This window comes from Acetobacter sicerae, from assembly GCF_011516765.1.
Lineage (GTDB): Bacteria > Pseudomonadota > Alphaproteobacteria > Acetobacterales > Acetobacteraceae > Acetobacter > Acetobacter sicerae.
In genome coordinates, this window is sequence record NZ_JAAABN010000002.1 from 253,804 (window position 1) to 276,154 (window position 22,351).

The window sequence follows — 22,351 nt, forward strand, 5'->3', positions numbered from 1 at the left end:
GTGCGCCATGTCAACCGAAACCATGACACGCGCTGAAGCTGCTCCCGCCGTGCTGCCAGTCGGCCGCTACGGCTACGATCAGGTCGATCGCACCTTCCTGCGTGAGCGGATCGAGCAGTTCCGTGATCAGGTCAATCGCCGCATTGCCGGTGATCTGACCGAAGAAGAATTCAAGCCGCTGCGCCTGATGAACGGGCTGTATCTCCAGCTTCACGCCTACATGCTGCGTGTGGCCGTGCCTTATGGCACGCTGGGCAGTAAGCAGGTCCGTGCCCTCGCCCGTATCGCCCGTGAGTTCGACAAGGGTTACGGGCACTTCACCACGCGCCAGAACATCCAGTTCAACTGGATCAGGCTGGAAGACACCGTGGCGGCGCTGGAAGTGCTGGCGGAAGCCGACATGCACGCCATCCAGACCAGCGGCAACTGCATCCGTAACATCACTTCGGACGAGTTCGCTGGTGCCGCGAAGGACGAGCTGCTCGACCCGCGCGTGCATGCGGAAATCCTGCGTCAGTGGTCCACGCTGCATCCGGAATTCACCTTCCTGCCCCGTAAGTTCAAGTTCGCCATCTCCGGCAGCCCGCATGATCGCGTCGTCGCACGCTTCCACGATATCGGCCTGATCGCCCGCCCCGGTCCGCATGGACGGCCAGTGTTCGAGGTATTCGTCGGTGGTGGACTTGGCCGCACACCGATCGTGGGTGTCAGCCTGCGCGACGATCTGCCGGAAGAGGATCTGCTCGCCTATATGGAGGCGATCCTGCGCGTCTATAACGAGTTCGGACGCCGCGATAACATCTACAAGGCGCGTATCAAGATCCTCGTGCAGGCGCTGGGCGCTGACGAATTCCGTCGTCGTGTCGAAGAAGAATTCGTGGCCATGGACCGGGCCCGGTATCGTCTGGAACCTGCCCTTGTAGCAGCCATCAAGGCCCGCTTCGGCGCGCCGGACTTCGCTCCCGAAGGAGACGCCGCCACCGTGCTGGCCGAGGACCGTCGCCGCGATGTCGCGTTCGATGCCTGGGTTCGCACCAACACGCATGAGCACAAGGCCCCGGGCTATATCTCGGTTGTCGTCTCGCTGAAACCGGCAGGCGGCATTCCGGGTGATGCAACAGCGGAACAGCTTGATCTGCTGGCGGATCTTGCTGACGAATTCAGCTTTGGCGAACTGCGCGTTACCCACCTCCAGAACGTGGTTCTGGGCCATGTTCGGCAGGATCAGCTTCACACGGTCTGGCAGCGTCTGTCGCAGGCCGGTCTCGGCACGGCGAACGTGAACTTCATCACCGACATCGTCGCCTGCCCCGGCCTTGATTACTGCGCTCTGGCCAATGCCCGCTCGATCCCCATCGCGCAGAAACTGAGTTCCCGTTTCGCCGATCTGGAACTTCAGCGCGAAATTGGCGATCTGCGGATCAATATCTCGGGCTGCATCAATGCCTGCGGTCATCACCATGCCGCGCATCTGGGCATTCTGGGCGTGGACAAGCGCGGACAGGAAGCGTTCCAGATCACGCTCGGCGGATCGGGCGAGGAAGATGCGTCCATCGGCCAGATCCTTGGCCCGGCCATGGCTGAGGATGAAACGGTCGATGCCGTTTCCAGACTGATCGATCTCTACCTCGTGCGTCGTGAAAATGGCGAACGGTTTCTTGATACCTATCGCCGCGTCGGCACGGCTGTCTTCAAGGATGTTGTTTATGCCCCTGCTTGAGAACTGCCATCCGGTCGAGGATACGTGGCGCTACGCTGTCGAGGGTGAAACACTTGGCGCGGGGGATGTCATTGTCCCTCTCGATCGACTGAGCGAGGGTCTTGGTCGCTCCGATGGTCGGCTTGGCGTCGTGCTTCCGAACAGTGAGACGGTCTCTGTTCTGAAAGAGGCGCTGCCGAAGCTGGCCCTTGTCGTTGTCACCTTCCCGATTTTCCGGGATGGACGTGCGTTCAGTCAGGCGCGCGCCCTTCGGGAGCATCTGCATTTCACGGGAAAAATCCGGGCTTCCGGCCATATTCTTCCCGATCAGTATGAATTTCTGATCCGCTGTGGTGTGGATAGCGTGGAGGTTTCCGGTAACGCCGATATGGCGACATGGGAACAGGCTCTGCGTCGTTTCACGATCGCCACCCAGCCTTCTCCAGTTCTGGATGAGAAGCCAACCGGCTTCGGACTACGTCGCTTTCTCGCGACACCCTGAACCATAAGGCGGACGTCTGAACGCGACAAGGGCTGTGATCTGATGGATATCAGGTCACAGCCTTTTTGTTTGTGATCATATTTTTTGAATATATAACTTGTTCATCTCACAGTGAATATAAACTCGCAGGATCAAATATGACTGATGCAAATTATAATTTGAGTATTGTGCGTCATGGTGTCGAAGCCGTTAAAGTATATCGCAGCATCTCTGGCATCCCGCGGGACAATGAAATGCCAGAAATTTTTTTAGGTGGACAAATTGCAATCGGGCTGAACCGCGATCTTGGTCTTCAAGCTCATGTCGAAAGACCATATCTTAGAATAATGAATGAACTAGGGCTCACAATCAATGACCAGATCATTGAGGATATGGGCGGTTTGCGTGCAGATATTGCATTATATCGCGAAGAACAGCCTCTTGCGATCATTGAACTTAAAATTTGTGACGAAAGAGATCGTCGCGGGGGAAAATTACTCGCAGATCTTGAGAAAATGAAACTGCTATCGAGGCAGACAGGAATTTCTACCTATCTTGGTGTCTTCCTGACAGACACTGCAAACGCAACGTGCAAAGATCGCAGAGCAGTTTTGGAGACTGTTCTAGAACAGAAGTTTGAGCAAGCATCAAATCTCGAATCTGCTGGCAATAATGCAGAATGGTGCTGGCAATTTATAGCTGGCAGATTTAATTAAACCTGATACTCCGTTTAATCAGCACGTTCCTACACAACAGGAGCGTGTATAAATGACTCCCCTGCAAAATAAAAAAAATACTATATTTACAAAACAAATTTCAAGATTTCACTCGAACTCCAGATCAGAAAAAATGTCCTGATTTTTGTCACCTCATGAAAAAGTTAGCTGCCTTTACTCAAAGAGTGCTGTGCAGTCAGGCACATTTATCCCTATGGTGTGAGAACCAAAAATAACAATATCGAATCAAGAACATGCCTGCAAAAGACCTGTTTTCCCTTCATGGACGTCGCGCCCTTGTGACCGGTTCTTCACGAGGCATCGGGTTCGCACTCGCCCAAGGGCTGGGCGATTATGGAGCTGAAATTGTCCTGAATGGACGTGATCAGGTGACTCTTGAACAGTCCCGTTCCATACTGGAAAAATCAGGAATAAAATCCTGCATTTCCTGCTTCGATGTAACTGATCAGCCCGCTGTTCTTGCTGCCGTCGAAAGCATCGAGCAGACCCACGGCCCTATCGACATCCTCATCAATAATGCTGGCATCCAGAGACGCGCGCCGCTGGAAGATTTCTCCCGCCCCGATTGGGATGCGCTTATGGCGACCAATCTGAACGCCGTCTTTTTTGTCGGACAGGCAGTCGCACGCCACATGATCTCTCGTCAGCGAGGCAAGATCGTGAATATCTGTTCCGTACAGAGCGAACTGGCGCGACCGGGGATTGCGCCCTACACGGCCGCCAAAGGCGCTGTGAAGAACCTGACAAAAGGCATGGCGACGGACTGGGCAAAACACGGTCTGCAGATCAACGGGCTTGCCCCCGGTTACTTTGAAACGGAGATGAATGCGGCGCTCGTGAAAGATCAGGCGTTCACTGAGTGGCTATGCAAACGCACACCAGCCGCACGCTGGGGCAAGGTGGAAGAACTGATCGGCGCAGCGGTGTTCCTGTCTTCGGATGCTTCCAGCTTTGTGAACGGACATATCCTCACGGTGGACGGTGGAATCACCGCCTCTCTGTAAGAACCCCATGCCGCGTTGTCCTGCGCGGTTTTGCAACACAGAACAGGAATGGTATCCAAAAGATAAACCCGTGAAGACCAACAGTCTCATAATCGGAAATAATAAGAATAATGAGTCCACTGTTCGCTGTTTCCCTGACCACAGGTGCGATTTTCAGTATCATCCTGCTGATTGCACGCTTTCGTCTGAACCCTTTCATCGTCCTGTTCGTCACCTCCATTGTCATTGCCCTGATCGCGGGCATGCCGGCGGACAAGGTGGTCGGATCGTTCGAGAACGGAGCGGGCCATGTGCTCGGCCATGTGGGGACCGTCATCGCTCTCGGGACCATGCTGGGCAAAATGCTGACCGAGTCAGGAGGGGCGGATCAGATCGCCCTGACGATTTCCCGCAAGGCGGGGCGCGGGCATGCGGACTGGGCCATGATGGTCATCGGCCTGCTGGTGGGACTGCCTGTTTTCTTTGAAATCGGCTTTGTGTTGCTGATCCCGATCGCCTTCGTTCTCGCAGCGCGGACCAATACCTCGCTTCTGCGTATCGCGCTGCCGATGGGAGCGGCCCTGTCAGTAACGCACGCCCTGATCCCGCCTCATCCAGCGGCCCTGCTCGCCGTCAGCGCCTATCACGCCAATATCGGCAAGACCATTTTCTATGGGCTGTTTGTCGGCATTCCCACCGCCATCATTGCCGGACCTGTCTTCGGTCGTTTCGCAGCACGCCGTGTGCCACTGATGGAAGAGAACCCGCTGGCGGCACAGTTTGTCAGCGCCGAGCCTCCTGAAAACATGCCGGGCTTCGCAGTGACGCTACTGACCATTCTCTCACCGGTCATACTGATGCTGCTGGGCTCCAGCGCGGATTTCATCTCCATGCCGCACACGCCCCTGAATACCAGCCTGCATTTCCTCGGCAACACTGTCATCGCCCTGACGCTGGCGACCATCCTCTCCTTTTATGTTCTCGGTCTGGCTCGCGGTTTTTCACGAGAAACGATTCTTCGCTTTTCCACGGAATGTCTTGGTCCCACGGCCCTGATCATGATTCTTGTTGGTGCAGGCGGCGGCTTTGGCAAGGTTCTCATCGATAGCGGCATATCTGACGCAATTACACACGCGGCTTTGGGCGCTCACATGCCTCTGCTGGTTCTGGCGTGGCTGCTGGCGGTCATCGTCCGTGTCGCCTGCGGTTCCGCAACCGTCGCCATGGCTACGGCTTCGGGGATCGTTGCGCCCATTCTCAGTCATGCGCCGACCATCTCACCGGAACTCATGGTTCTGGTCACAGGCGCCGGTTCTGTGGCGCTTGGTCCCATGAACGATGCCGGATTCTGGCAGATCAAGGAATATCTCGGTCTGACAGTGCCTCAGACACTCAAGACATGGTCCGTTCTGGAAACCCTGATTGCTGTGTGCGGACTGGTTTTCTGTCTGATTGGCTCGGTGTTTCTGCCCTGAGTCTCTGATCCGGAAGTTCGGTCGCCCTGCCCCGTTCTTAAAAGACGATTTCAGATTCAGAGAAGCCGGACGCATCCATCGTCAGACCATGCTGCACGCTCTGTGCACCGCAACAGAGCCTCCTCCCTGTCTTCCGATCTTTCCATTCAGGACCGCAACGATCCTGTATTCCTTAAAAATACGATCAAGAAATATTTCCACGCGGCGCAGCATTTTCCGAACGCCCGCTCCACACAAAACAAGACCATTTCATTACAATTGACGCACGTCAAAGACGATACTTCTTTACGTCATTAAATAATCATCAATAGTGAGTGGGTCCGGCGCATGCCCCTCCCTCCCACGGGAGGTCTACAAATCCAGAATACCAATTCCAGAAAATGGATACTGATCAATGAGCCTTAATATCGCGGCGATCAGGGAAAGAGAACAGGGTGAGCGACGCGTTGCGCTTATCCCGCTGGTGGCCCAGCGCCTTCAGCATCTCGGCTGCACCACAGCACTCGAAACCGAGGCTGGTTCAGATTCCTTCTATCCCGACACATTATACAAGAACACGACGATACAGAGCGATGTCGGAACCCTGCTCGCCAGCGCCGATATTGTCCTTGCCGTCAATCCTCCCACACCGGACATGATCGCCAGAATGAGGGCAGGTTCTATCCTGATTTCCTTCATTTACGGGCGCACGCACCCGGATGTGGTCAAGGCGTTACTGGCGCAGAAAATCACCTGTTTCGCCATGGAACAGATCCCCCGTATCAGCCGTGCGCAGGCCATGGACGCCCTGTCCAGTCAGGCCACACTGGCCGGTTATTACGCCGTTCTGCTCGGCACCGTTCACATGCCGAAAATTCTTCCCATGATGACCACGGCTGTCGGCTCGCTGAGGGCCGCGCAGGTGCTGGTGATGGGGCTCGGTGTCGCGGGCCTGCAGGCGCTGGCGACGGCGGGCCGTCTGGGCGCTGTGACCGAAGGCTATGACGTCCGGCCTGAGACGAAAGAGGAAGCGCATTCACTCGGGGCGAAGTTTGTCGAAACCGGCGTGGACGCCACTGGTCAGGGCGGCTACGCCCGCGAACTGACGGCGGAAGAAAAGGTCAAGGTCAAAGGCGTACTGTCGGATCACATCGCCCGTGCCGATCTGATCGTGACGACCGCCGCCGTGCCGGGCCGGAAAGCCCCCCGCCTGATTGACGCCGAACAGATTTCAAAAATGAAGCCTGGTTCCGTCATCATCGATATGGGCGCGGAAGGCGGTGGCAACTGTGAAGGCACCGTCGCCGGTCAGAGCGTTCAGGTCGGCCCCACCCTTCTTGTGGGCCCGGTCAACCTGCCGTCGTGTCTCTCCGAGCAGGCCAGCGAGCTTTATTCGAAAAACATCCTGAATCTGCTTCAGCAGATCATCAAGGATGGGAAACTGTCGCTCGACATGACGGACGAGGTGATCGCCAAGACGCTCGTCACTCATGACGGGAAGATCACCAACGACGGCGTGCGTGAAGCTGTCGAGGGGCCGGCCCCAACGTCAGCACCGGCTCCAGCAGCCGGCGCGACACCGACCACGGGATCGAAAGGGTAATCCAATGCCAGTGACATCCATGACTTTCATCATAGCGCTTTATATTTTCATGCTGGCGGCTTTCACCGGCTACGTCGTCATCAGTCGCGTTCCGTCGATCCTGCACACCCCGCTGATGTCAGGCTCCAACTTCATTCACGGCATCGTCGTTGTGGGTGCTCTCAGCGTGCTGCTGTCCGCCACCAATATTCCTGAGCAGGTCATCGGTTTCATCGGCGTGCTGTTCGGCGCGGGCAACGTGATGGGCGGTTACGTCGTCACGGATCGCATGCTGGCCATGTTCAAGCCCAGCACGCAGAAACCCGCGCAGAAAGCGCAGGATGGGAAGGCCTGATCCAATGACCGCTGTTGATTACGTCATCGGTCTGAGCGGGCTCGTCGCCTCCGGACTGTTCATTTATGGCCTCAAGGGGATGTCCTCTCCTGTGACGGCGGTGCGCGGCATCGTCATCGCCGGCTGGGGCATGGCCTTTGTTGTCGCGGTCGCCTTCCTGCAGGCGTTCAATGTTTCTGACGAAGTGCTGCCTCACCTGCCCGTGAATCTGGGGCTGGCGGTTGTCGCCCTGCTCCTCGGTGGCGCCTGGGCCGGCTGGAAAGGCAGGACGGTCGCCATGACGGCGATGCCGCAGATGGTCGCCCTGTTCAATGGCATGGGCGGCGGTTCCGCTGCCGCCATCTCCGCTGTCGCGCTTCTGCGCCATAACGAGACGGATGCGCTGCATCTGGGCGTGACGGTGCTGGGCGGCCTGATCGGCAGCATCTCTCTGACAGGCTCTCTCATCGCCTGGGCCAAGCTCGATGGACGCCTGAAAAACCCCATGCGGTTCAAGGGTCAGCAGATCTTCAATCTTCTGGTCTTTCTCGGAACCGTTGTTCTGGGCGGAATGGCTGTCGTGACGCAGATGCAGGGTGCGCCGGAAGCCGGTCTGTTCTCGCTGCTGTTCTTCCTCGGCGCTCTGTTCTTCGGCCTCTGCATGACCGTACCGATTGGCGGCGCGGATATGCCGGTGGTGATCTCTCTCTATAACGCCTTCACGGGTCTGGCGGTTGGTCTTGAAGGCTATGTCATGGCTGATCCGGCCCTGATGATCGCCGGTATGGTCGTCGGCTCCGCCGGCACCCTTCTGACGATGCTCATGGCCAAGGCGATGAACCGTTCGATCGCCAACGTGCTGTTCAGCAACTTCGGCGCGTCTTCCGGTGAGGCTGCCGGTGGTCCACAGGGCAAGATGAAGTCCACGGATCCGGCGGATGCTGCTTCCACGATGCGTTACGCGTCCAGCGTGATCATCATTCCGGGTTACGGCCTGGCCGTGGCGCAGGCGCAGCAGAAGCTGTACGAGATGGTGAAAATGCTTCAGACCGCTGGCGTGGACGTGAAGTTCGCGATCCATCCGGTTGCTGGCCGTATGCCGGGCCACATGAACGTGCTGCTCGCGGAAGCCGGCGTGCCGTATGACATGATCTACGACATGGACGACATCAACGACAGCTTCAAGACAACCGACGTCGCCCTCGTCATTGGCGCGAACGACGTGGTCAACCCCTCCGCCCGTACCGACAAGTCCTCGCCCATCTACGGCATGCCGATCCTCAACGCCGATCAGGCGAAGCAGGTGTTCGTCATCAAACGTGGTCAGGGCACCGGCTACTCGGGCGTGCAGAACCCGCTGTTCTTCCTGCCGAACACCACGATGGTCTTCGGCGACGCGCAGGCAGTGCTGGGCAAGATGGTCGAGGCCCTCAAGGCTCTCGGAACCAACTGAAGATTGATGAAAAGGAGACCGGATCCATGGCAGGCAAGATGAAGGCGGCAGTCGCCCACGAATTCAACAAGCCGCTGACGATCGAGGAACTCGACATCCCGACGATCAACGAGAACCAGATTCTGGTGAAGATGGACGCCTGCGGCGTCTGTCACACCGATCTGCACGCCGTGCGCGGTGACTGGCCCACCAAGCCGACCCTACCGTTCATTCCCGGACATGAAGGCGTGGGGCATGTGGTTCAGGTTGGCAGCAATGTGAACTGGATCAGGGAAGGCGACTATGTCGGTGTGCCGTTCCTTTATTCCGCCTGCGGTCACTGTGTGCATTGCCTCGGCGGCTGGGAGACCCTGTGCGAAAAGCAGGAAGACACCGGCTATACCGTCAATGGCTGCTTCGCCGAGTATGTCGTGGCGGACCCGAGCTATGTCGCCCATATCCCCAAGGGCGCAGACCCGCTGCAGATCGCCCCGGTTCTCTGCGCCGGTCTGACAGTCTATAAAGCACTGAAGATGACGGACACGAAGCCCGGCGACTGGGTGGCTGTCTCCGGCGTCGGCGGTCTGGGCCAGATGGCGATGCAATATGGTGTCGCCATGGGCAAGAACATGATCGCCGTGGACATTGACGACGAAAAACTGGCGACAGCCAAGAAACTGGGGGCGGCGCTCACCGTTAACGCAAGGGACACCGACCCTGCCGCATTCGTGCAGAAAGAAGTGGGCGGCGCTCAGGGTGTGGTGGTCACCGCAGTTTCCCGTATCGCCTTTTCCCAGGCGATGGGCTATGCACGTCGGGGCGGAACAATCGTTCTCAATGGCCTGCCGCCGGGAGATTTCCCGGTGTCGATCTTCGACATGGTCATGAACGGAACGACGGTCCGAGGGTCAATCGTGGGTACACGGCTCGACATGATCGAGGCGCTGTCATTCTTTGCAGACGGAAAGGTGCACTCGGTTGTGAAGCCGGACAAGCTGGAAAACATCAACCGTATCTTTGATGATCTGGAAAACGGTCGCATTGATGGCCGTGTCGTTCTGGATTTCCGGAACTGAGCCCGGTCGCGTCCTGAGCAGGAACACGGCATCCTCAACTGCACCGCAACAAGAAAGGAATTGGGCACATGGCCTACGCAACGACAAATCCATTCACCAATGAACAGATCAAGGTGTTCCCGAACGCGACGGATGCCGAAATTGATACAGCACTTGATTCTGCTCACAATGCGTTCCTGTCATGGCGCACCACTTCCTTCGCGGAGCGTGCGAAGGTGATGCAGAAGGCCGCTGACATTCTGCGCGCCAATATCGACGAATACTCGAAGCTGCTGACCCTCGAGATGGGCAAGGTTTTCGGTGAAGCCAAAGCCGAGACAGAGCTGTCCGCCGCCATCTTCGAATATTACGCGAAGAACGCCGAGAAGCTGCTGGCCCCTGAAGAGCTACCCGTCGCCAACAAGGACGAAGGTCGCGCGAAGATCATCCACCAGCCGCTCGGCATTCTGCTCGCTGTCGAGCCGTGGAACTTCCCGTTCTATCAGGTCGCCCGCATCATTGCGCCGCAGCTTTCAGCCGGTAACACGGTTGTTCTGAAGCACGCTTCCAACGTGCCGCAGTGTGCTGCAGCCATGGACAAGCTGATGATTGAGGCTGGTCTGCCGAAGGGCGCTTTCCAGAACCTCTATCCGTCGCACGATCAGGTTTCCCGCATCATTGCCGATCACCGTGTACGCGGTCTGGCCCTGACGGGTTCTGAGGGTGCAGGTGCCCGTCTGGCGGCTGAAGCCGGTCAGGCCCTGAAGAAGTGCACCATGGAACTGGGCGGCGCAGACGCCTTCATCGTGCTGGAAGACGCCGATCTCGAGAAGACCGTGAAGTGGGCCGTGTTCGGTCGTCACTGGAATGCCGGTCAGGTCTGCGTTTCTTCCAAGCGCATGATCGTTGTGGACGCGGTTTATGACCAGTTCATGAATCAGTATCGTGAAGGCGTTGCGAAGCTGAAGATGGGCGACCCGATGGATCCGACCACCACGCTGGCTCCGCTGTCTTCCCAGAAGGCCGCTGACGATCTCAAAAAGCAGGTTGAAGGCGCTGTTGCAGCCGGTGCGAAAGCGGAAGAAATCCCGCTGGAAATGCCGAACGCAGGCGCATTCTTCCGTCCGGTCATCCTGACGGACGTGAAGGACGGCAACCCCGCCATGCGCGAGGAGTTCTTTGGCCCGGTTTCCATGATCTTCCGCGTGAAGGACGAAGCCGAAGCCATCCGTATGGCCAATGACAGCCCGTATGGCCTTGGCGGTTCCGTCTTCACCAAGGACGAAGCCCGTGGCGTTCGCGTTGCAGAGCAGATCGAAACCGGCATGGTGTTCGTCAATCACCCGACGATGGTGAAGGCTGATCTGCCGTTCGGTGGCGTGCTGCGCTCCGGCTTCGGTCGTGAACTGATCGGCCTCGGCATCAAGGAATTCGTCAACCACAAGCTGGTCGACGTTGTTGATATCGACGCACCGTTCTGAAAATTGACTCTGGAGGCGGGAGAGAAATCCCCTGCCTCTACTCTATTGGAATCCGGTTTCTCTGATAGGGAAACCGGATTTTTTATTGGCGCGACAGAAAACCTTCTACCGGCCAGACTGACAGACCTGAAAGACATTTCAGAAGATCGTCTATTTCATAAGGTTTTTTCAGGACGGGTACATTCGGAAACCGTGCGATGACCGCACTTTCCTCTTCGCATCCTGTCGTAAAGACAAACGGTATGTGTTTTTCGGACAGACTTTCCGCAATGGAGAGCGAAGTCTCACCGGCGATGTTGACATCAAGAATGGCCATATCGATGGCAAACCTTCTGATCAGATCAACTGCTTCTGTAATGGATGCCGCCGGGTGCACCTCCATGTCGGTCTTTTCCTGAAGAGCCTGTTCGACATCAAGCGCGATGAGAAATTCGTCTTCAAGAAGCAGTAAGCTCCTGCCTGACAGATCACTCGCAAGGACCGGGTCAGCCATTTCATTGCGCTGCCGCTCGGGTTTCGAAAAACCGCTGAATTTTTCTTCCAGATTCTCTCCGGGAATACTGATCTCGACCTGAATGCCTTCCGGCAGGAACTTTCGGACCGCCCTGCCCCCCAGATTGTAATGGATCGCCCTTTCCAGCAGCAGACTGCCGAATCCCGACTGCTCTGGCTCGGAAATCTCCGGTCCTCCTGTTTCAGACCACAGGATTTTCCAGAAATCGTTTGCCGTATCGTGATGCCACGATACGGTCAGTCTGCCGGTTCCTGTTGAAAATGCTCCATACTTGGCGGCATTTGTCGCCAGTTCATGCAGCAGCAGCGCCAGAAATGTCGGTGTCTGACCGGTAAGAACCAGAGAAGGTCCTTCGAGAAAGATGGTCTTTCCGCCAGTATCGTAAGGAGCAAGCTCAGCCTCGAGCAGATCACGGAGTGTGGTGCCAGCTTTCGCCGCCAGCGCCTGATCGTGGGCATTCGCAAGCGACCGGATACGGCCTTTCAAGGCGTCACTATAATCAACGACGCTGTCCGTATCCTTGGGCTGACGCGCAACAATCGACTGTACGATCGTCAGGATATTCTTCACCCGATGGTTGAGTTCATCGTTCAATGTGCGCTGCAGGGCTTCGGACTGTATCCGCTCCTGCAATTTATGCTGATGCGACAGAGCCATGATCTCCATCAGCGTCGTCCGCAGCAGGGACGCCAGTTCCATATCCTCGGCTGTCCACTCAAGGCAGTGGGCGCGGACCTCTTCCTTCCATAATTCAAAACTGCGTCGTGGCGTCAGACGCGCTCCGTGCGGACCTGTGGTGTAGGTCTTTTTCGGATCGCCCCCCCATAAAACGGTCTGAATGATTTCTCGACGAAAAATGACCAGATAATCGTCACCCTCCGGCCAGACGGGAATGACCATGGCTCCCGCGATCTCCGACACTCTCCCTTCAAGTGACGGACAATCACGGACAAGATGATCACTGACCCATATTTCATGACCTCCCTTCTGCTTCACCAGCGTGAGCAGGTCTCCAATGCAGGCTTCGTCAAGCGTAAGCCTCCTCGATGTCCAGACTCCATCAAGCCAGATACCGCCACCATCGCACTCGATGATTTCCAGAAGTTCGTGGATACGATTCTGGATATAATCCGAAAAGCTACCGGATTCCGTTGCCTTCCGCAGAAAACCGGAAAGGAACAGATGTGTATTTTCCGTCAGCGTCAGCCTGCGCGTTCTGATCAGCGCCACCATCTGGAGCGAGATCAGTTCACCCACCATTTTTGCCGTTATACGCTCCGCCATGGTGAGCTGGCGGACTTCATAATGATGGAAAGCGATCAGCCCCCACAGCACGCCATCCACAATCAGCGACAGGGACATGGACGCTCTCACGCCCATATTGCCCAGATACTCACAATGAATGGGTGATACGGCCCGAAGGTGCATGTAAGTCATGTCAAGTGGAGGCAGCCCGGTCTCCTGCACCAGAGGCACAGGCTCAAAAGCCGCATCCGATATTACCCGGATCAGAGAGCGCTCATAAAGTTCGCGGGCCTGACGTGGAATGTCACCACTGGGAAAATGCTGTCCGAGAAAACTTTCAAGTCCTTCCCTGCGATCTTCGGCGATGACCTTGCCCGACCAGTCCGGAGCAAAACGGTAGACCATCACCCGGTCGTAGCCGAAATTCCGACGCAGAAACGGCACAACATTCTGAAGAAGACTGGAAACATCTTTCGGGTTACGAACACTTTCAGCAATACGCCGCTGGCGGGTCAGCAGGTCCGCCTGCAACCAGGTGGGCGTAGCCTCTTCACACTCCAGCACAAGCTCGTCGCCAGAATAATGCACCACAATATCCTTGCGAACATGCTTGAACAGTTTCGCATCAAATCGTATGGCTGGCTTCCCGGATGCGCTCTGACGAGCCAGATCGAGGATATCCGAGGCAACAGTTGCATCAAAACATGCAGCCAGTGACATGCCCAGCCGAACATTGGACAGGCCAAGATAATGACTGACATTCTCTGAATAGCGTGTCAGACGCTCTCCATTTTCAGAGAACACCATGACGCAGCCTTTGGGCTGGATACTGGCTGGAATATGAATGGGCTCACGTTCGCAGGTGGTCAGGTCAGCCTGTCCGAACGCAACATTGTCCAGATCAATATCCATTATGTCACGCCGGGTTTCTGTCAGGGAACGCTAAGTTCATCGCGGTCACAGCTTCATCAAAAGTTTCGCAGGCGGCAGACGCCGTGACCTCTCGGTCCAGTGCGGCTTCTTTTTCAAGACAGGTCAGAAACTGTTTCCAGCCAGCAAGGGCTGACGTCTGAACCGAAAGGTGACGGGCGCCGGACCTGTCATTGAAACCGAGTGAAGCCGCCTGCCTGATCACAGAGTGCGCCCCGAGGATCGAACCTTCCAGAACATAAAGCACTCCCATGACACGGGAGTCGCTCGACAGATCGAGACCGGATACTCCGGACGGAACGTCCAGTTGCAGCGCGGTCAGGTCAAGGCTCAGCCACCGGGCAAGAAACGTCGGACGCCACGAACCCAGCCTGTCCGGCCAGGCGGCCAAAGTCGCAAGACGCTGTTCAACAGGTATACGGAAGGCTGCGATACCGCACAGATAACCGACATAGGTTTCACGGGAATTGACAGGGCCTATCATCCGATCAAGCGTTGCGTGACGGGACTGCGTCGCAGCCCGAAGATGCGCCCGCAAGGACTTATCGGTCTGCATGGATGGCCTGTATCATTATCCCGCTCCTGAATCTGGCCATTTTCAGGCGTCAAATTACGATAATGGAATTAGCGTGATCCCCGCAATTGAATGTTCCGACAAAAGATGAAAAAAACATATATGTTATTAAGCTGACAGGTCTGTGTGGGTACGTTCTTCCCGCCTCTTCCGCCTCGTGCTAACCGCGCAGGATGCAGCCCGGATCCGCATCCCCTCCTTTTTCCAGAGCCGACGGAACCACTCTGAGCCGACACCTTCTTGAGAAAGCCATTCATGGCTGGCTCGGCTTCGCCCTGCGCACGACACGCTGGCGCTTCGAGGCGACGCCGGAAGCCAGAGCCCTTCTGCTGCATGAGCGCGGCGACGGGACGCAACCGGGGCTGCTCGTCGCTTTCTGGCATGAGGCGCTGGCTCTTTCCCCCGCGCTGTGGTGGTGGACCGAACCACGCAATCCTTCCATGCGGCTGCATGTCCTGATCAGCCGCAACAATGACGGACGCCTGATCGCCCGGATTGTCACCCCGTGGAGAATTCCGCCGATCCACGGCTCTTCGGACAAAAAGGGCAAGAACAAGGGGGGTGCTGCGGCCCTCCACCAGATTCGTCAGGCTCTGGCGCAGGGACATACCGTCGCCGTCATGCCCGATGGTCCCAAGGGACCGCGTCGTGTCATACAACCGGGCATTATCGCGCTGGCGGAAAAGACCGGCATCCCCATCCTGCCCGTCGGCGTGCAGTGCACCTGCCTGCATGCGCCTTCGTGGGACCGGATGATCGTGCCGCTGCCGTTTGGTCGCGGACGCATTGTCTGTGGCACACCCGTTTCCGTGGAACCGGGAAACCGAGACGCAGCCAGCCAGACTCTGACCCAGCGCCTGATCGCCGTGCAGGAAGAAGCCGGAACGCAGGCAGCAATCTATCCCGACATGCTCGCCACCATGCCGTCGCGGGCCGTCGTGGACGGACCTGTTCATGCGCCAGTCTCGCCGCACAGACCGAAGCCTGTCGGCACTCCCATCATCTGGTCGATGCTGACCTCCCTGCTCGCCCCCGGTCTGATCGCGATGCTTCGGGTGCGGGTACGACGAGGCAAGGAAATCCGTGAGCGCACCAGAGAGCGCCTTGGCTTTGCCACGATGCGCCGTCCCGACGGCCCGCTCATCTGGATGCATGCGGCCAGTGTTGGCGAAACCCTCTCCATCATTCCGGTCATCCGGGCCATTCTGGAAAAAACCTCATTACCGACGGTTCTTGTCACAACCGGCACCGTCACCGCCGCCGCAACACTGGCACGAGAACTACCGGAGGCCATGCAGGCAGGACGGGTTCTGCACAGTTTCGTCCCGCTCGATGTGCCGCGATGGATCAGGCGCTTTCTGCGTCACTGGCGACCGGACGGACTGGTCCTGACCGAAAGCGAGCTATGGCCGAACATGGTCGCGGCCTGTAACGTGGCGGGATTACCTGTCATGCTGGTGAACGGTCGTCTGTCCCGTTCGGCGCTGACGGGATGGCGGAAGCTGCCCCGGATGGGCGAGGATATGATGAGTGCGCTGTCATGGATCGCCGCCCGTTCGCCGGAAGATGCCGCCCGTTTCCGGATGCTCGGCGCATCGAACGTGTTCTGTGACGGCGATCTGAAAACAGCCGCCCCGCCCCTCGCCGCGGACGCACATGTGCTAGAGGCGGCTCGCAGAGCCATCGGCGCGCGTCCGGTATGGATTGCGGCTTCCACGCATCCCGGTGAAGAAAAGCAGGTCCTCGAGGCCGCGAAAATTCTGAGAGCTTCCTACCCTGATCTTCTGACCATCATCGCACCACGCCACCCCGAACGCGGCGCGGCCATTGCCAATGAGGTAAAGGCAGCTTTTCCTTCCGACGGACAGCCTCCCCGTCGTTCACAGGGCGAATGGCCTGACGCCTCGGCTCCCGTCTGGATTGTCGATACGCTTGGTGAACTCGGCGTTCTGTTCCGCCTGTCACAGATCGTTTTCATGGGAAACAGCCTGATCGCCCCGGACAGTCCGATGGAAGGCGGCGGACATAATCCGCTTGAACCGGCCCGGCTGGGATGCGCGATCATGACGGGACCGGCGATCGACAATTTCGAAGAGACCTTCGCTGCTCTTGGCAAGGTCGTCATCGTTGTCCGCTCTGCTCAGGATCTAGCGAGCAAGGTCAAAGCCCTGCTCGACGATCCCACGCGGGTAGCAGCGCTCGGTCAGGCCGGAGAGCGGGTCGCGACACGTGACCAGAACCTGCCATCCCGGCTGGCGGACCTCATCTGCCGAACCTGCGACTGCTCATGACCGGCTTTCTCCGCCTGAATGCGCCGTCTTTCTGGTTTCGCCCTCCCGGCCTCATCAGCACGCTTCTGCAACCCATTGCCGCCATTGTCGGTCTGGTGGCGAAAAAACGCAGGCAACGCCTTGGCTGGCGTGCGTCCGTTCCGGTGCTGTGCGTGGGGAACCTCACGGTGGGCGGGACCGGGAAAACCACAGCCGTGCTTGATCTTATCCGACGTCTGCACCAACGCGGCGCCGTGGTGCATTGTCTGACACGCGGTTATCGGGGACGGGCAGTGAACGGACAGGCTCCGCTGCGGGTCGATCCTGCCCATCACACAGCAGCGGATGTCGGCGACGAGCCCCTGCTTCTCGCCGCTACGGCTCCCTGCTGGGTCAGTCCGGACCGTGCCGCGTCAGCCCGCGCCGCCATTGCAGCTGGAGCCACCTTTCTGATCATGGATGACGGTTTCCAGAATCCGGGTCTGCACAAGGACTTTTCGCTTATTCTGGTGGATGGTGCTGTCGGGTTCGGCAATCAGTGCGTGCTGCCAGCCGGACCGTTACGCGAGCCGCTGAACACAGGACTGGCCGCCGCGAACGCTATTGTCATCACAGGACAGGACACCTGTGGTGTTCAGAAAAGCCTTGCAGCCAAAGTCCATTATCCAATCCTGAAGGCGGCATTACGGATGGAATCGTCCATCGCCACCCTCCGTCAGCAGAAGGTGATCGCCTTTGCGGGGCTTGCCCGTCCTGACAAATTCTTTGCCTGCCTCAGGGAAAATGACGTCATCCCGACGAAATGCGTTTCTTTTCCCGATCACCATGCTTTTACCCCCTCTGACCTTTCCCACCTGACCAGCCTCGCCGCACAGCATTCCGCCCTTCTGGTCACCACACCCAAGGATGCCGTACGACTTCCGGAAGCTTTTCGTCAGAAAGTCAGGGTGGTGGATGTGGGGCTGGAATGGGCGGAAACAGCCCAACTGGATCATATTCTCGACAGTCTGACGGAACGGATGCCACGGCCATGACTTCAGCTTCCTCCCCTCTCACGACGGATAAAGGTCAGTCCGTGCCGTTTCTCATGAGGCTGGAGGCCCTGACCGCCCGCTGCGCCTTACGGTTGCTGAGACAGATCCGCCCTGAGACGGCCTCCAATATCGGCGGAAAGCTGTGTTCCAGCATCGGGCCACTTCTGCCTGTCTCGAAAGTGGCCGACACCAATCTCCGTCTCGCCATGCCTGAACTGAACAAGGTTGAACGGAAACGCATCGTCAGAGGAGTCTGGGACAATCTTGGCCGCACCGTGGGGGAATTTCCACACATCGCGTCTCTGAAGGAAGACACCCCGGAGGGACCGGGCTTTGAAGTGACCGGCAAGGAGCATTTGCTGGCCGTAGCCAAGAGTGGTGGTCCGGTCCTGTTCGTCTCAGGTCATATCGGCAACTGGGAAATGCTGCCCCCCGGTGTCGCCAAATACGGCGCCGGGTTTGCCTCTTTCTATCGTGCGGCGGGCAATCCACTGGTGGACCGGATGATCCGCGACCTGCGCGACGCCGCGATGCAGGAACCTCTTCCCCTGTTTGCAAAGGGCGCGAAGGGAGCCAGAGACGCGCTGCGGTGGGTGGCGACAGGGCATCGGCTTGGCATGCTGGTCGATCAGAAAATGAATGACGGGATTGAAGCACGTTTCTTCAACCGGCCCGCCATGACCGCACCCGCTCTGGCGGCCATGGCCCTGAAATTCCGCTGCCCGGTTATTCCGGGACACGTTCAGCGTCTCGGGCCGGCACGCCTGCGGATCGTGGTGGAACCACCAATGACCCTGCCGGACACCGGCAACCGGCAGAAGGATGTCGCCACCTTCACCCAGGCTATCAATGACAGGCTGGAAGCATGGATCCGGGCGCGACCCGAGAGCTGGCTATGGCTGCACCGACGCTGGCCCAAAGAACTGTACAGGATGTCGAATCAGTTCAAATGACAGGACGATTCTGAACGGAAAACATGTCTTTCCGCCTACAAAACGATCTATTTTTGCGCGATGTGCATATTTTATGTGCATATATTATCCAAAATTGATCAATTTTTATGCTTAATTTTTGTCACACCTTATATTTCTGTATCTTTTTGATCACAGTTTTTTCGACCTGCCTCTTCTGGAAGCGCTTACCCCTCTTTCGCACTGGCGAGGCGGGAAAGAAGCCCATACCGTTTGCTCAGAACGTAGAGGAGAGATCAGGGATGTCCCAGGCAATGCAGACCGAACAGTCAGTGTTCCCTTCGAATGTTATCCCATTCCGGATGGCCGTCATTCTGCCGCGCCATCGGGAATACCTCGCCCGCTGGCTTGAAGCTGGAAAGCGTATGGGCCTGTGTGATGCAGAGATCTGTATCGACGATGAAGCGACCTTCGCTGACTCTGAGCAGGCGCTGATCTGGGTTCGTGAAAACGCCAGCCCCGCCTATGTCGTTCATCCGGAAGGCACGCACTGGGTTGTCGTTGACGCTCTGCGCGGCAATGTCCTCAGCCACGAAAGCTCTTTTGAGATGGCGCTCGACTTTGTCCGTCCGGCCCTTCCCCTGCAGGGATCTGTCGCAGCAGCCTGATCCCCGCTTTCTGCTGTATCTTGTAATAATGTCACTCTGATGATGACTGGCCCAGGAAAATAATGGGCCGGCACTGATCAATCATCGGAGACTAAAAGCCTCTTCAGGCTGACGGCCATCAGAAAACTGACGCCAGTTCCTTCATCTGAAGACCAAGTTCTGCACTGCCACAACAGAACAGTCTGTTCGAATCTCATATGATCGACAAACAGCCTTACGAGGCGGAACTGAACTGTCGTCAGCCTGAAATCGACAGCCTACTGTCTTCGTGAAATCAGGTCATCAAAGCACAGGGCCATATCGGCTTCAGGAAATTCCATTCCAGCATATCCGCATCTGAACAAAACCGGATCACCACGCAAAACGTGATGATCCGGCCGGAAAATAGCCTCCCAGATCAGTAATTGGCGGACACGGAAAACAGGAAGGTCCGGCCAACGGCAGGCACAGCCCGGTTGCTGAACAGGTTAGCGTAGTTCAGACGATTGGCGAGGTTGTAGCCGTTCATGGCCACACGCCAGTGATTGTTCAGGAACGAATGAGATATCACTGCGCTCCAGTCAAGATTGGCAGGCACGCGCGCTGTATTCGCTGCGTTCAGCCAGACGCCTTCACGCCAGGTCGGCCCGCCACCAAACATCAGGTTCCAGGGCTTTCCGGGAGCAACTGTGTAAGTCGTCCAGAGCGTCGCCGAGTTTTTCGGAACATAGAGAACGCGCTTACCCACATTGCTCGCCGTCGTGGACCATGTGGTCGTCGCGTCATAGTAGGCATATGTCGCGATGAGCTGCCAGTTTTTCATGATTTCACCAGAAGCGCCGAGTTCCACGCCCTGATTGCGCTGACGATCACTGGAGGCGATGACAGAACTGGTCCCGTCACTTCCAAGAATTGCATTCGACTTTTCAAGCCGGAAAGCCGAAATGGTGAAACCCACGCGCCCCTTGAAGGCATTATATTTAGCGCCAACTTCGTAAAGGCGGCTGCGCTCAGGGTGCATTTTTGAACCGTTTGACGTCAGCGGCTCGCTGCTGTTCGTCACGTACAGCCCCAGCGGCGTCGTGGACTCTGACCAGTTGAAATAGACCATGGCGTTGTCAGTCGGCGTATACATCAGGCTGACATTGGGGTTGAAGGTATCCTGCGACTGATGAAGCCGTGTATCAGCCAACGTCGCCCCATCGGTCGCGGCGTAATGACTGTTCCAGTGATCCCAGCGGAAACCGGCCTTGACCGAGAACCACGGCGCAAGCCAGACCTGATCGGAGAAGAACGCACCGACGTCCGTTGCATCGCCTGTCTTGTAAAGCTTGTTACCCACGCCATTGGAAATCTTGACCAGGTTCTGCTGGTACTGCCCCAGCCCTCCAAGCAGCAGACCGGGCTGTACCATGGAAGGGTTGATCAGGCTTGTCGTATCCGCAGGCGTGCCGTTCTGACCATTGAAATTGTAGGCGTAATTCTTGCGACGATCGTAAACATGCATCACGTCAATACCAGCAATAATCTGATGCCGGACAGAACCCGTATTGAATTTGGCCAGAGTGGACAGCACGTTCTGCACAGACCAGTCATCCTGCTGATAGGGTTCAGGCCCACCAAGAGGTCCACGCCTGTCGATCATGGCTGCTGACGGGTTGGTAAAGAAGTTCGACTGGCAGGTTGCATCGCATCCCGGCTGGGAGGCTGAGAAATAACGACTGTAAAGACCGCCCTTGAGATCATTGAAGATTGTGATGTGATCGTTGAACTGATGCTTCAACCGCGCCGTCAGCATATCAGTCGATGAATCGTCCTGATCGTAGGTCGTGCCATACCAGTTCTTGCGATTCAGACCGTATTCAGTTGCGGGTTTTCCAACTGTAGCACCCGGACGCGTAACAACAGGGACACCATAATCAGGCATCCGGTTATCGCTCTGGTGGAAGTATTCAAGCGTAAAGGTTGTTTTGGTGCCAAGACCAAACCCGATGGACGGCGCAAGCCCCCAGCGATGCGAATACACATTGTTCCGGCCGACAGTATCGTTTTCGTTGCCCATGCCGGTAATACGGATGGCCGTATGCTCGCCGATCTGCTGGTTCAGATCGAGGGTGCCACGATAATACGCTCCGGAACCGCCGGAGAAGTTGCCGCCGTAATTATTCCCCAGATGCGCAACCTTGGTGGTGACGTTGATGGCGCCGCCTGTTGTCCCGTTACCAAAGACTTCAGAAGATGGTCCCTTGATGACCGTCACATGGTCATAATCGAAACTGTCACGGCTATAGACGCCAAAATCACGCAGACCATTCTGGTAAATGTCGTTCTGGGCCTGAAATCCGCGGATCAGAAACTGATCGCCGCTCATGCCGCCCTCACCTTCACCAACCGATGCGGTGATGCCGGGGACGTTCCGAAGCGCTTCTTCAAGGGATTTGACGTTCTGCTGCTCCATCAGGACTTTCGGCACGACATTCACTGTCTGCGGCGTGTGCAGAACATCCTGCGGCATACGGCCAAAACCCATATCCTGGGTCAGAACGTTCATGCCGTGGCCACGCACCAGAATACTTTCAGAATTCGGTCCAGATTCCAGAACCTTTGCACCCGTATTCACGGCGTGGGCGCTCGTGTTTGGGGTGGTCGCTGCTCCGGCGGCAGACGTCGGAGCAGCGACCTGCACCGGCGCATCCGGTTTTGAAACTGGTTTGTGTATCGCCGCTCGGGAGTGAGCATGACGTGTTTTCACTGTTCCGGCATCAGCAGTTTGAGGATGAAGAGCGGAACAGGCCAGAGTCAGTCCGGCAGTGAGTGGTGTGGGCCGTAATGTATGGCGGATGAAACGATTCGTCATGTTTTCTACATCTCGTGGCATAAGCTGAAATGGCTATGTCGCAAATGCGACTAGCTCGCAATATCACCACACAGAATTGTTACATTTTGTTATGATCGAGAACTATTCCGGACGACATGATGAAAGCAGCC

The 22,351-nt window shown here is 57.1% G+C and carries 17 protein-coding genes; 14 read left to right on the forward strand and 3 right to left on the reverse strand.

The features are described from left to right. Nucleotides 1-7 precede the first annotated feature (7 nt). The 10 genes from GVI59_RS03700 to GVI59_RS03745 all read left to right on the forward strand — a co-directional run bounded on the left by GVI59_RS03700 (nt 8) and on the right by GVI59_RS03745 (nt 11,238). Nucleotides 8-1,720, forward strand: coding sequence for a nitrite/sulfite reductase (locus tag GVI59_RS03700; protein WP_173572948.1), 1,713 nt, complete (start codon nt 8-10; stop codon nt 1,718-1,720). Then, nucleotides 1,707-2,201 (forward strand): DUF934 domain-containing protein, encoded by a 495-nt coding sequence (locus GVI59_RS03705; RefSeq protein WP_173572949.1) that lies wholly within the window; start codon nt 1,707-1,709, stop codon nt 2,199-2,201. Before GVI59_RS03700 ends, GVI59_RS03705 begins: the two co-directional genes overlap by 14 nt. A 137-nt stretch (nt 2,202-2,338) precedes the next feature. Beyond that, on the forward strand, nt 2,339-2,896 hold the full coding sequence (locus GVI59_RS03710) for a hypothetical protein (RefSeq protein WP_173572950.1): 558 nt from the start codon (nt 2,339-2,341) through the stop codon (nt 2,894-2,896). A 254-nt stretch (nt 2,897-3,150) separates the two neighbouring features. Further along, entirely contained in the window at nt 3,151-3,921 is a 771-nt protein-coding gene (locus tag GVI59_RS03715; RefSeq protein ID WP_173572951.1) for an SDR family oxidoreductase, read from the forward strand. A gap of 110 nt (nt 3,922-4,031) precedes the next feature. Continuing rightward, nucleotides 4,032-5,375 carry a GntT/GntP/DsdX family permease gene (locus tag GVI59_RS03720; protein WP_173572952.1) on the forward strand — a complete coding sequence of 448 codons (1,344 nt, stop codon included), beginning with the start codon at nt 4,032-4,034 and terminating at the stop codon, nt 5,373-5,375. Nucleotides 5,376-5,769: 394 nt separating this feature from the next. Beyond that, complete coding sequence (locus GVI59_RS03725) at nt 5,770-6,957, forward strand: NAD(P) transhydrogenase subunit alpha (protein ID WP_173572953.1); 1,188 nt, start codon at nt 5,770-5,772, stop codon at nt 6,955-6,957. 4 nt (nt 6,958-6,961) lie between these two features. Next, complete coding sequence (locus tag GVI59_RS03730; protein ID WP_077812418.1) at nt 6,962-7,291, forward strand: NAD(P) transhydrogenase subunit alpha; 330 nt, start codon at nt 6,962-6,964, stop codon at nt 7,289-7,291. Between the two features lie 4 nt (nt 7,292-7,295). Beyond that, on the forward strand, nt 7,296-8,723 hold the full coding sequence (locus GVI59_RS03735; protein WP_173572954.1) for an NAD(P)(+) transhydrogenase (Re/Si-specific) subunit beta: 1,428 nt from the start codon (nt 7,296-7,298) through the stop codon (nt 8,721-8,723). 26 nt (nt 8,724-8,749) lie between these two features. After that, nucleotides 8,750-9,778, forward strand: a complete 1,029-nt coding sequence (adhP, locus tag GVI59_RS03740) for an alcohol dehydrogenase AdhP (RefSeq protein WP_173572955.1) — start codon at nt 8,750-8,752, stop codon at nt 9,776-9,778. Between the two features lie 68 nt (nt 9,779-9,846). After that, nucleotides 9,847-11,238 carry an NAD-dependent succinate-semialdehyde dehydrogenase gene (locus GVI59_RS03745; RefSeq protein WP_173572956.1) on the forward strand — a complete coding sequence of 464 codons (1,392 nt, stop codon included), beginning with the start codon at nt 9,847-9,849 and terminating at the stop codon, nt 11,236-11,238. 82 nt (nt 11,239-11,320) lie between these two features. Here the strand turns inward: GVI59_RS03745 and GVI59_RS03750 are convergent, their stop codons facing one another. After that, the gene (locus GVI59_RS03750; protein ID WP_173572957.1) at nt 11,321-13,909 is read right to left on the reverse strand and encodes an HWE histidine kinase domain-containing protein; all 2,589 of its coding nucleotides are present in this window, start codon (nt 13,907-13,909) and stop codon (nt 11,321-11,323) included. A gap of 4 nt (nt 13,910-13,913) precedes the next feature. Further along, the gene (locus tag GVI59_RS03755; RefSeq protein WP_173572958.1) at nt 13,914-14,483 is read right to left on the reverse strand and encodes a biliverdin-producing heme oxygenase; all 570 of its coding nucleotides are present in this window, start codon (nt 14,481-14,483) and stop codon (nt 13,914-13,916) included. 191 nt (nt 14,484-14,674) lie between these two features. Between GVI59_RS03755 and GVI59_RS03760 the strand changes: the two genes are divergently transcribed. From GVI59_RS03760 to GVI59_RS03775, 4 genes are all read left to right on the forward strand, one after another. Beyond that, the gene (locus GVI59_RS03760) at nt 14,675-16,792 is read left to right on the forward strand and encodes a glycosyltransferase N-terminal domain-containing protein (protein ID WP_173572959.1); all 2,118 of its coding nucleotides are present in this window, start codon (nt 14,675-14,677) and stop codon (nt 16,790-16,792) included. Nucleotides 16,793-16,806: 14 nt separating this feature from the next. Then, nucleotides 16,807-17,805, forward strand: coding sequence for a tetraacyldisaccharide 4'-kinase (lpxK, locus tag GVI59_RS03765; protein WP_408736599.1), 999 nt, complete (start codon nt 16,807-16,809; stop codon nt 17,803-17,805). Beyond that, nucleotides 17,802-18,758: a lysophospholipid acyltransferase family protein gene (locus GVI59_RS03770; RefSeq protein WP_173572961.1), complete on the forward strand. Its 957-nt coding sequence runs from the start codon at nt 17,802-17,804 to the stop codon at nt 18,756-18,758. Before lpxK ends, GVI59_RS03770 begins: the two co-directional genes overlap by 4 nt. Before the next feature lie 260 nt (nt 18,759-19,018). Next, the gene (locus GVI59_RS03775) at nt 19,019-19,384 is read left to right on the forward strand and encodes a hypothetical protein (RefSeq protein ID WP_232878420.1); all 366 of its coding nucleotides are present in this window, start codon (nt 19,019-19,021) and stop codon (nt 19,382-19,384) included. 397 nt (nt 19,385-19,781) lie between these two features. Here GVI59_RS03775 and GVI59_RS03780 read toward each other — a convergent pair whose 3' ends face one another. Then, nucleotides 19,782-22,220 carry a TonB-dependent receptor gene (locus tag GVI59_RS03780; RefSeq protein ID WP_173572962.1) on the reverse strand — a complete coding sequence of 813 codons (2,439 nt, stop codon included), beginning with the start codon at nt 22,218-22,220 and terminating at the stop codon, nt 19,782-19,784. Nucleotides 22,221-22,351: the final 131 nt, after the last annotated feature.

Excerpts from the sequence above, each read along its gene's own strand:
- GVI59_RS03700 (WP_173572948.1), top strand. The coding sequence starts at position 8 with ATGTCAACCGAAACCATGACACGCGCTGAAGCTGCTCCCGCCGTGCTG.
- GVI59_RS03705 (WP_173572949.1), top strand. The coding sequence starts at position 1,707 with ATGCCCCTGCTTGAGAACTGCCATCCGGTCGAGGATACGTGGCGCTAC.
- GVI59_RS03710 (WP_173572950.1), top strand. The coding sequence starts at position 2,339 with ATGACTGATGCAAATTATAATTTGAGTATTGTGCGTCATGGTGTCGAA.
- GVI59_RS03715 (WP_173572951.1), top strand. The coding sequence starts at position 3,151 with ATGCCTGCAAAAGACCTGTTTTCCCTTCATGGACGTCGCGCCCTTGTG.
- GVI59_RS03720 (WP_173572952.1), top strand. The coding sequence starts at position 4,032 with ATGAGTCCACTGTTCGCTGTTTCCCTGACCACAGGTGCGATTTTCAGT.
- GVI59_RS03725 (WP_173572953.1), top strand. The coding sequence starts at position 5,770 with ATGAGCCTTAATATCGCGGCGATCAGGGAAAGAGAACAGGGTGAGCGA.
- GVI59_RS03730 (WP_077812418.1), top strand. The coding sequence starts at position 6,962 with ATGCCAGTGACATCCATGACTTTCATCATAGCGCTTTATATTTTCATG.
- GVI59_RS03735 (WP_173572954.1), top strand. The coding sequence starts at position 7,296 with ATGACCGCTGTTGATTACGTCATCGGTCTGAGCGGGCTCGTCGCCTCC.
- adhP (WP_173572955.1), top strand. The coding sequence starts at position 8,750 with ATGGCAGGCAAGATGAAGGCGGCAGTCGCCCACGAATTCAACAAGCCG.
- GVI59_RS03745 (WP_173572956.1), top strand. The coding sequence starts at position 9,847 with ATGGCCTACGCAACGACAAATCCATTCACCAATGAACAGATCAAGGTG.
- GVI59_RS03750 (WP_173572957.1), bottom strand. The coding sequence starts at position 13,909 with ATGGATATTGATCTGGACAATGTTGCGTTCGGACAGGCTGACCTGACC.
- GVI59_RS03755 (WP_173572958.1), bottom strand. The coding sequence starts at position 14,483 with ATGCAGACCGATAAGTCCTTGCGGGCGCATCTTCGGGCTGCGACGCAG.
- GVI59_RS03760 (WP_173572959.1), top strand. The coding sequence starts at position 14,675 with ATGCAGCCCGGATCCGCATCCCCTCCTTTTTCCAGAGCCGACGGAACC.
- GVI59_RS03770 (WP_173572961.1), top strand. The coding sequence starts at position 17,802 with ATGACTTCAGCTTCCTCCCCTCTCACGACGGATAAAGGTCAGTCCGTG.
- GVI59_RS03775 (WP_232878420.1), top strand. The coding sequence starts at position 19,019 with ATGTCCCAGGCAATGCAGACCGAACAGTCAGTGTTCCCTTCGAATGTT.
- GVI59_RS03780 (WP_173572962.1), bottom strand. The coding sequence starts at position 22,220 with ATGACGAATCGTTTCATCCGCCATACATTACGGCCCACACCACTCACT.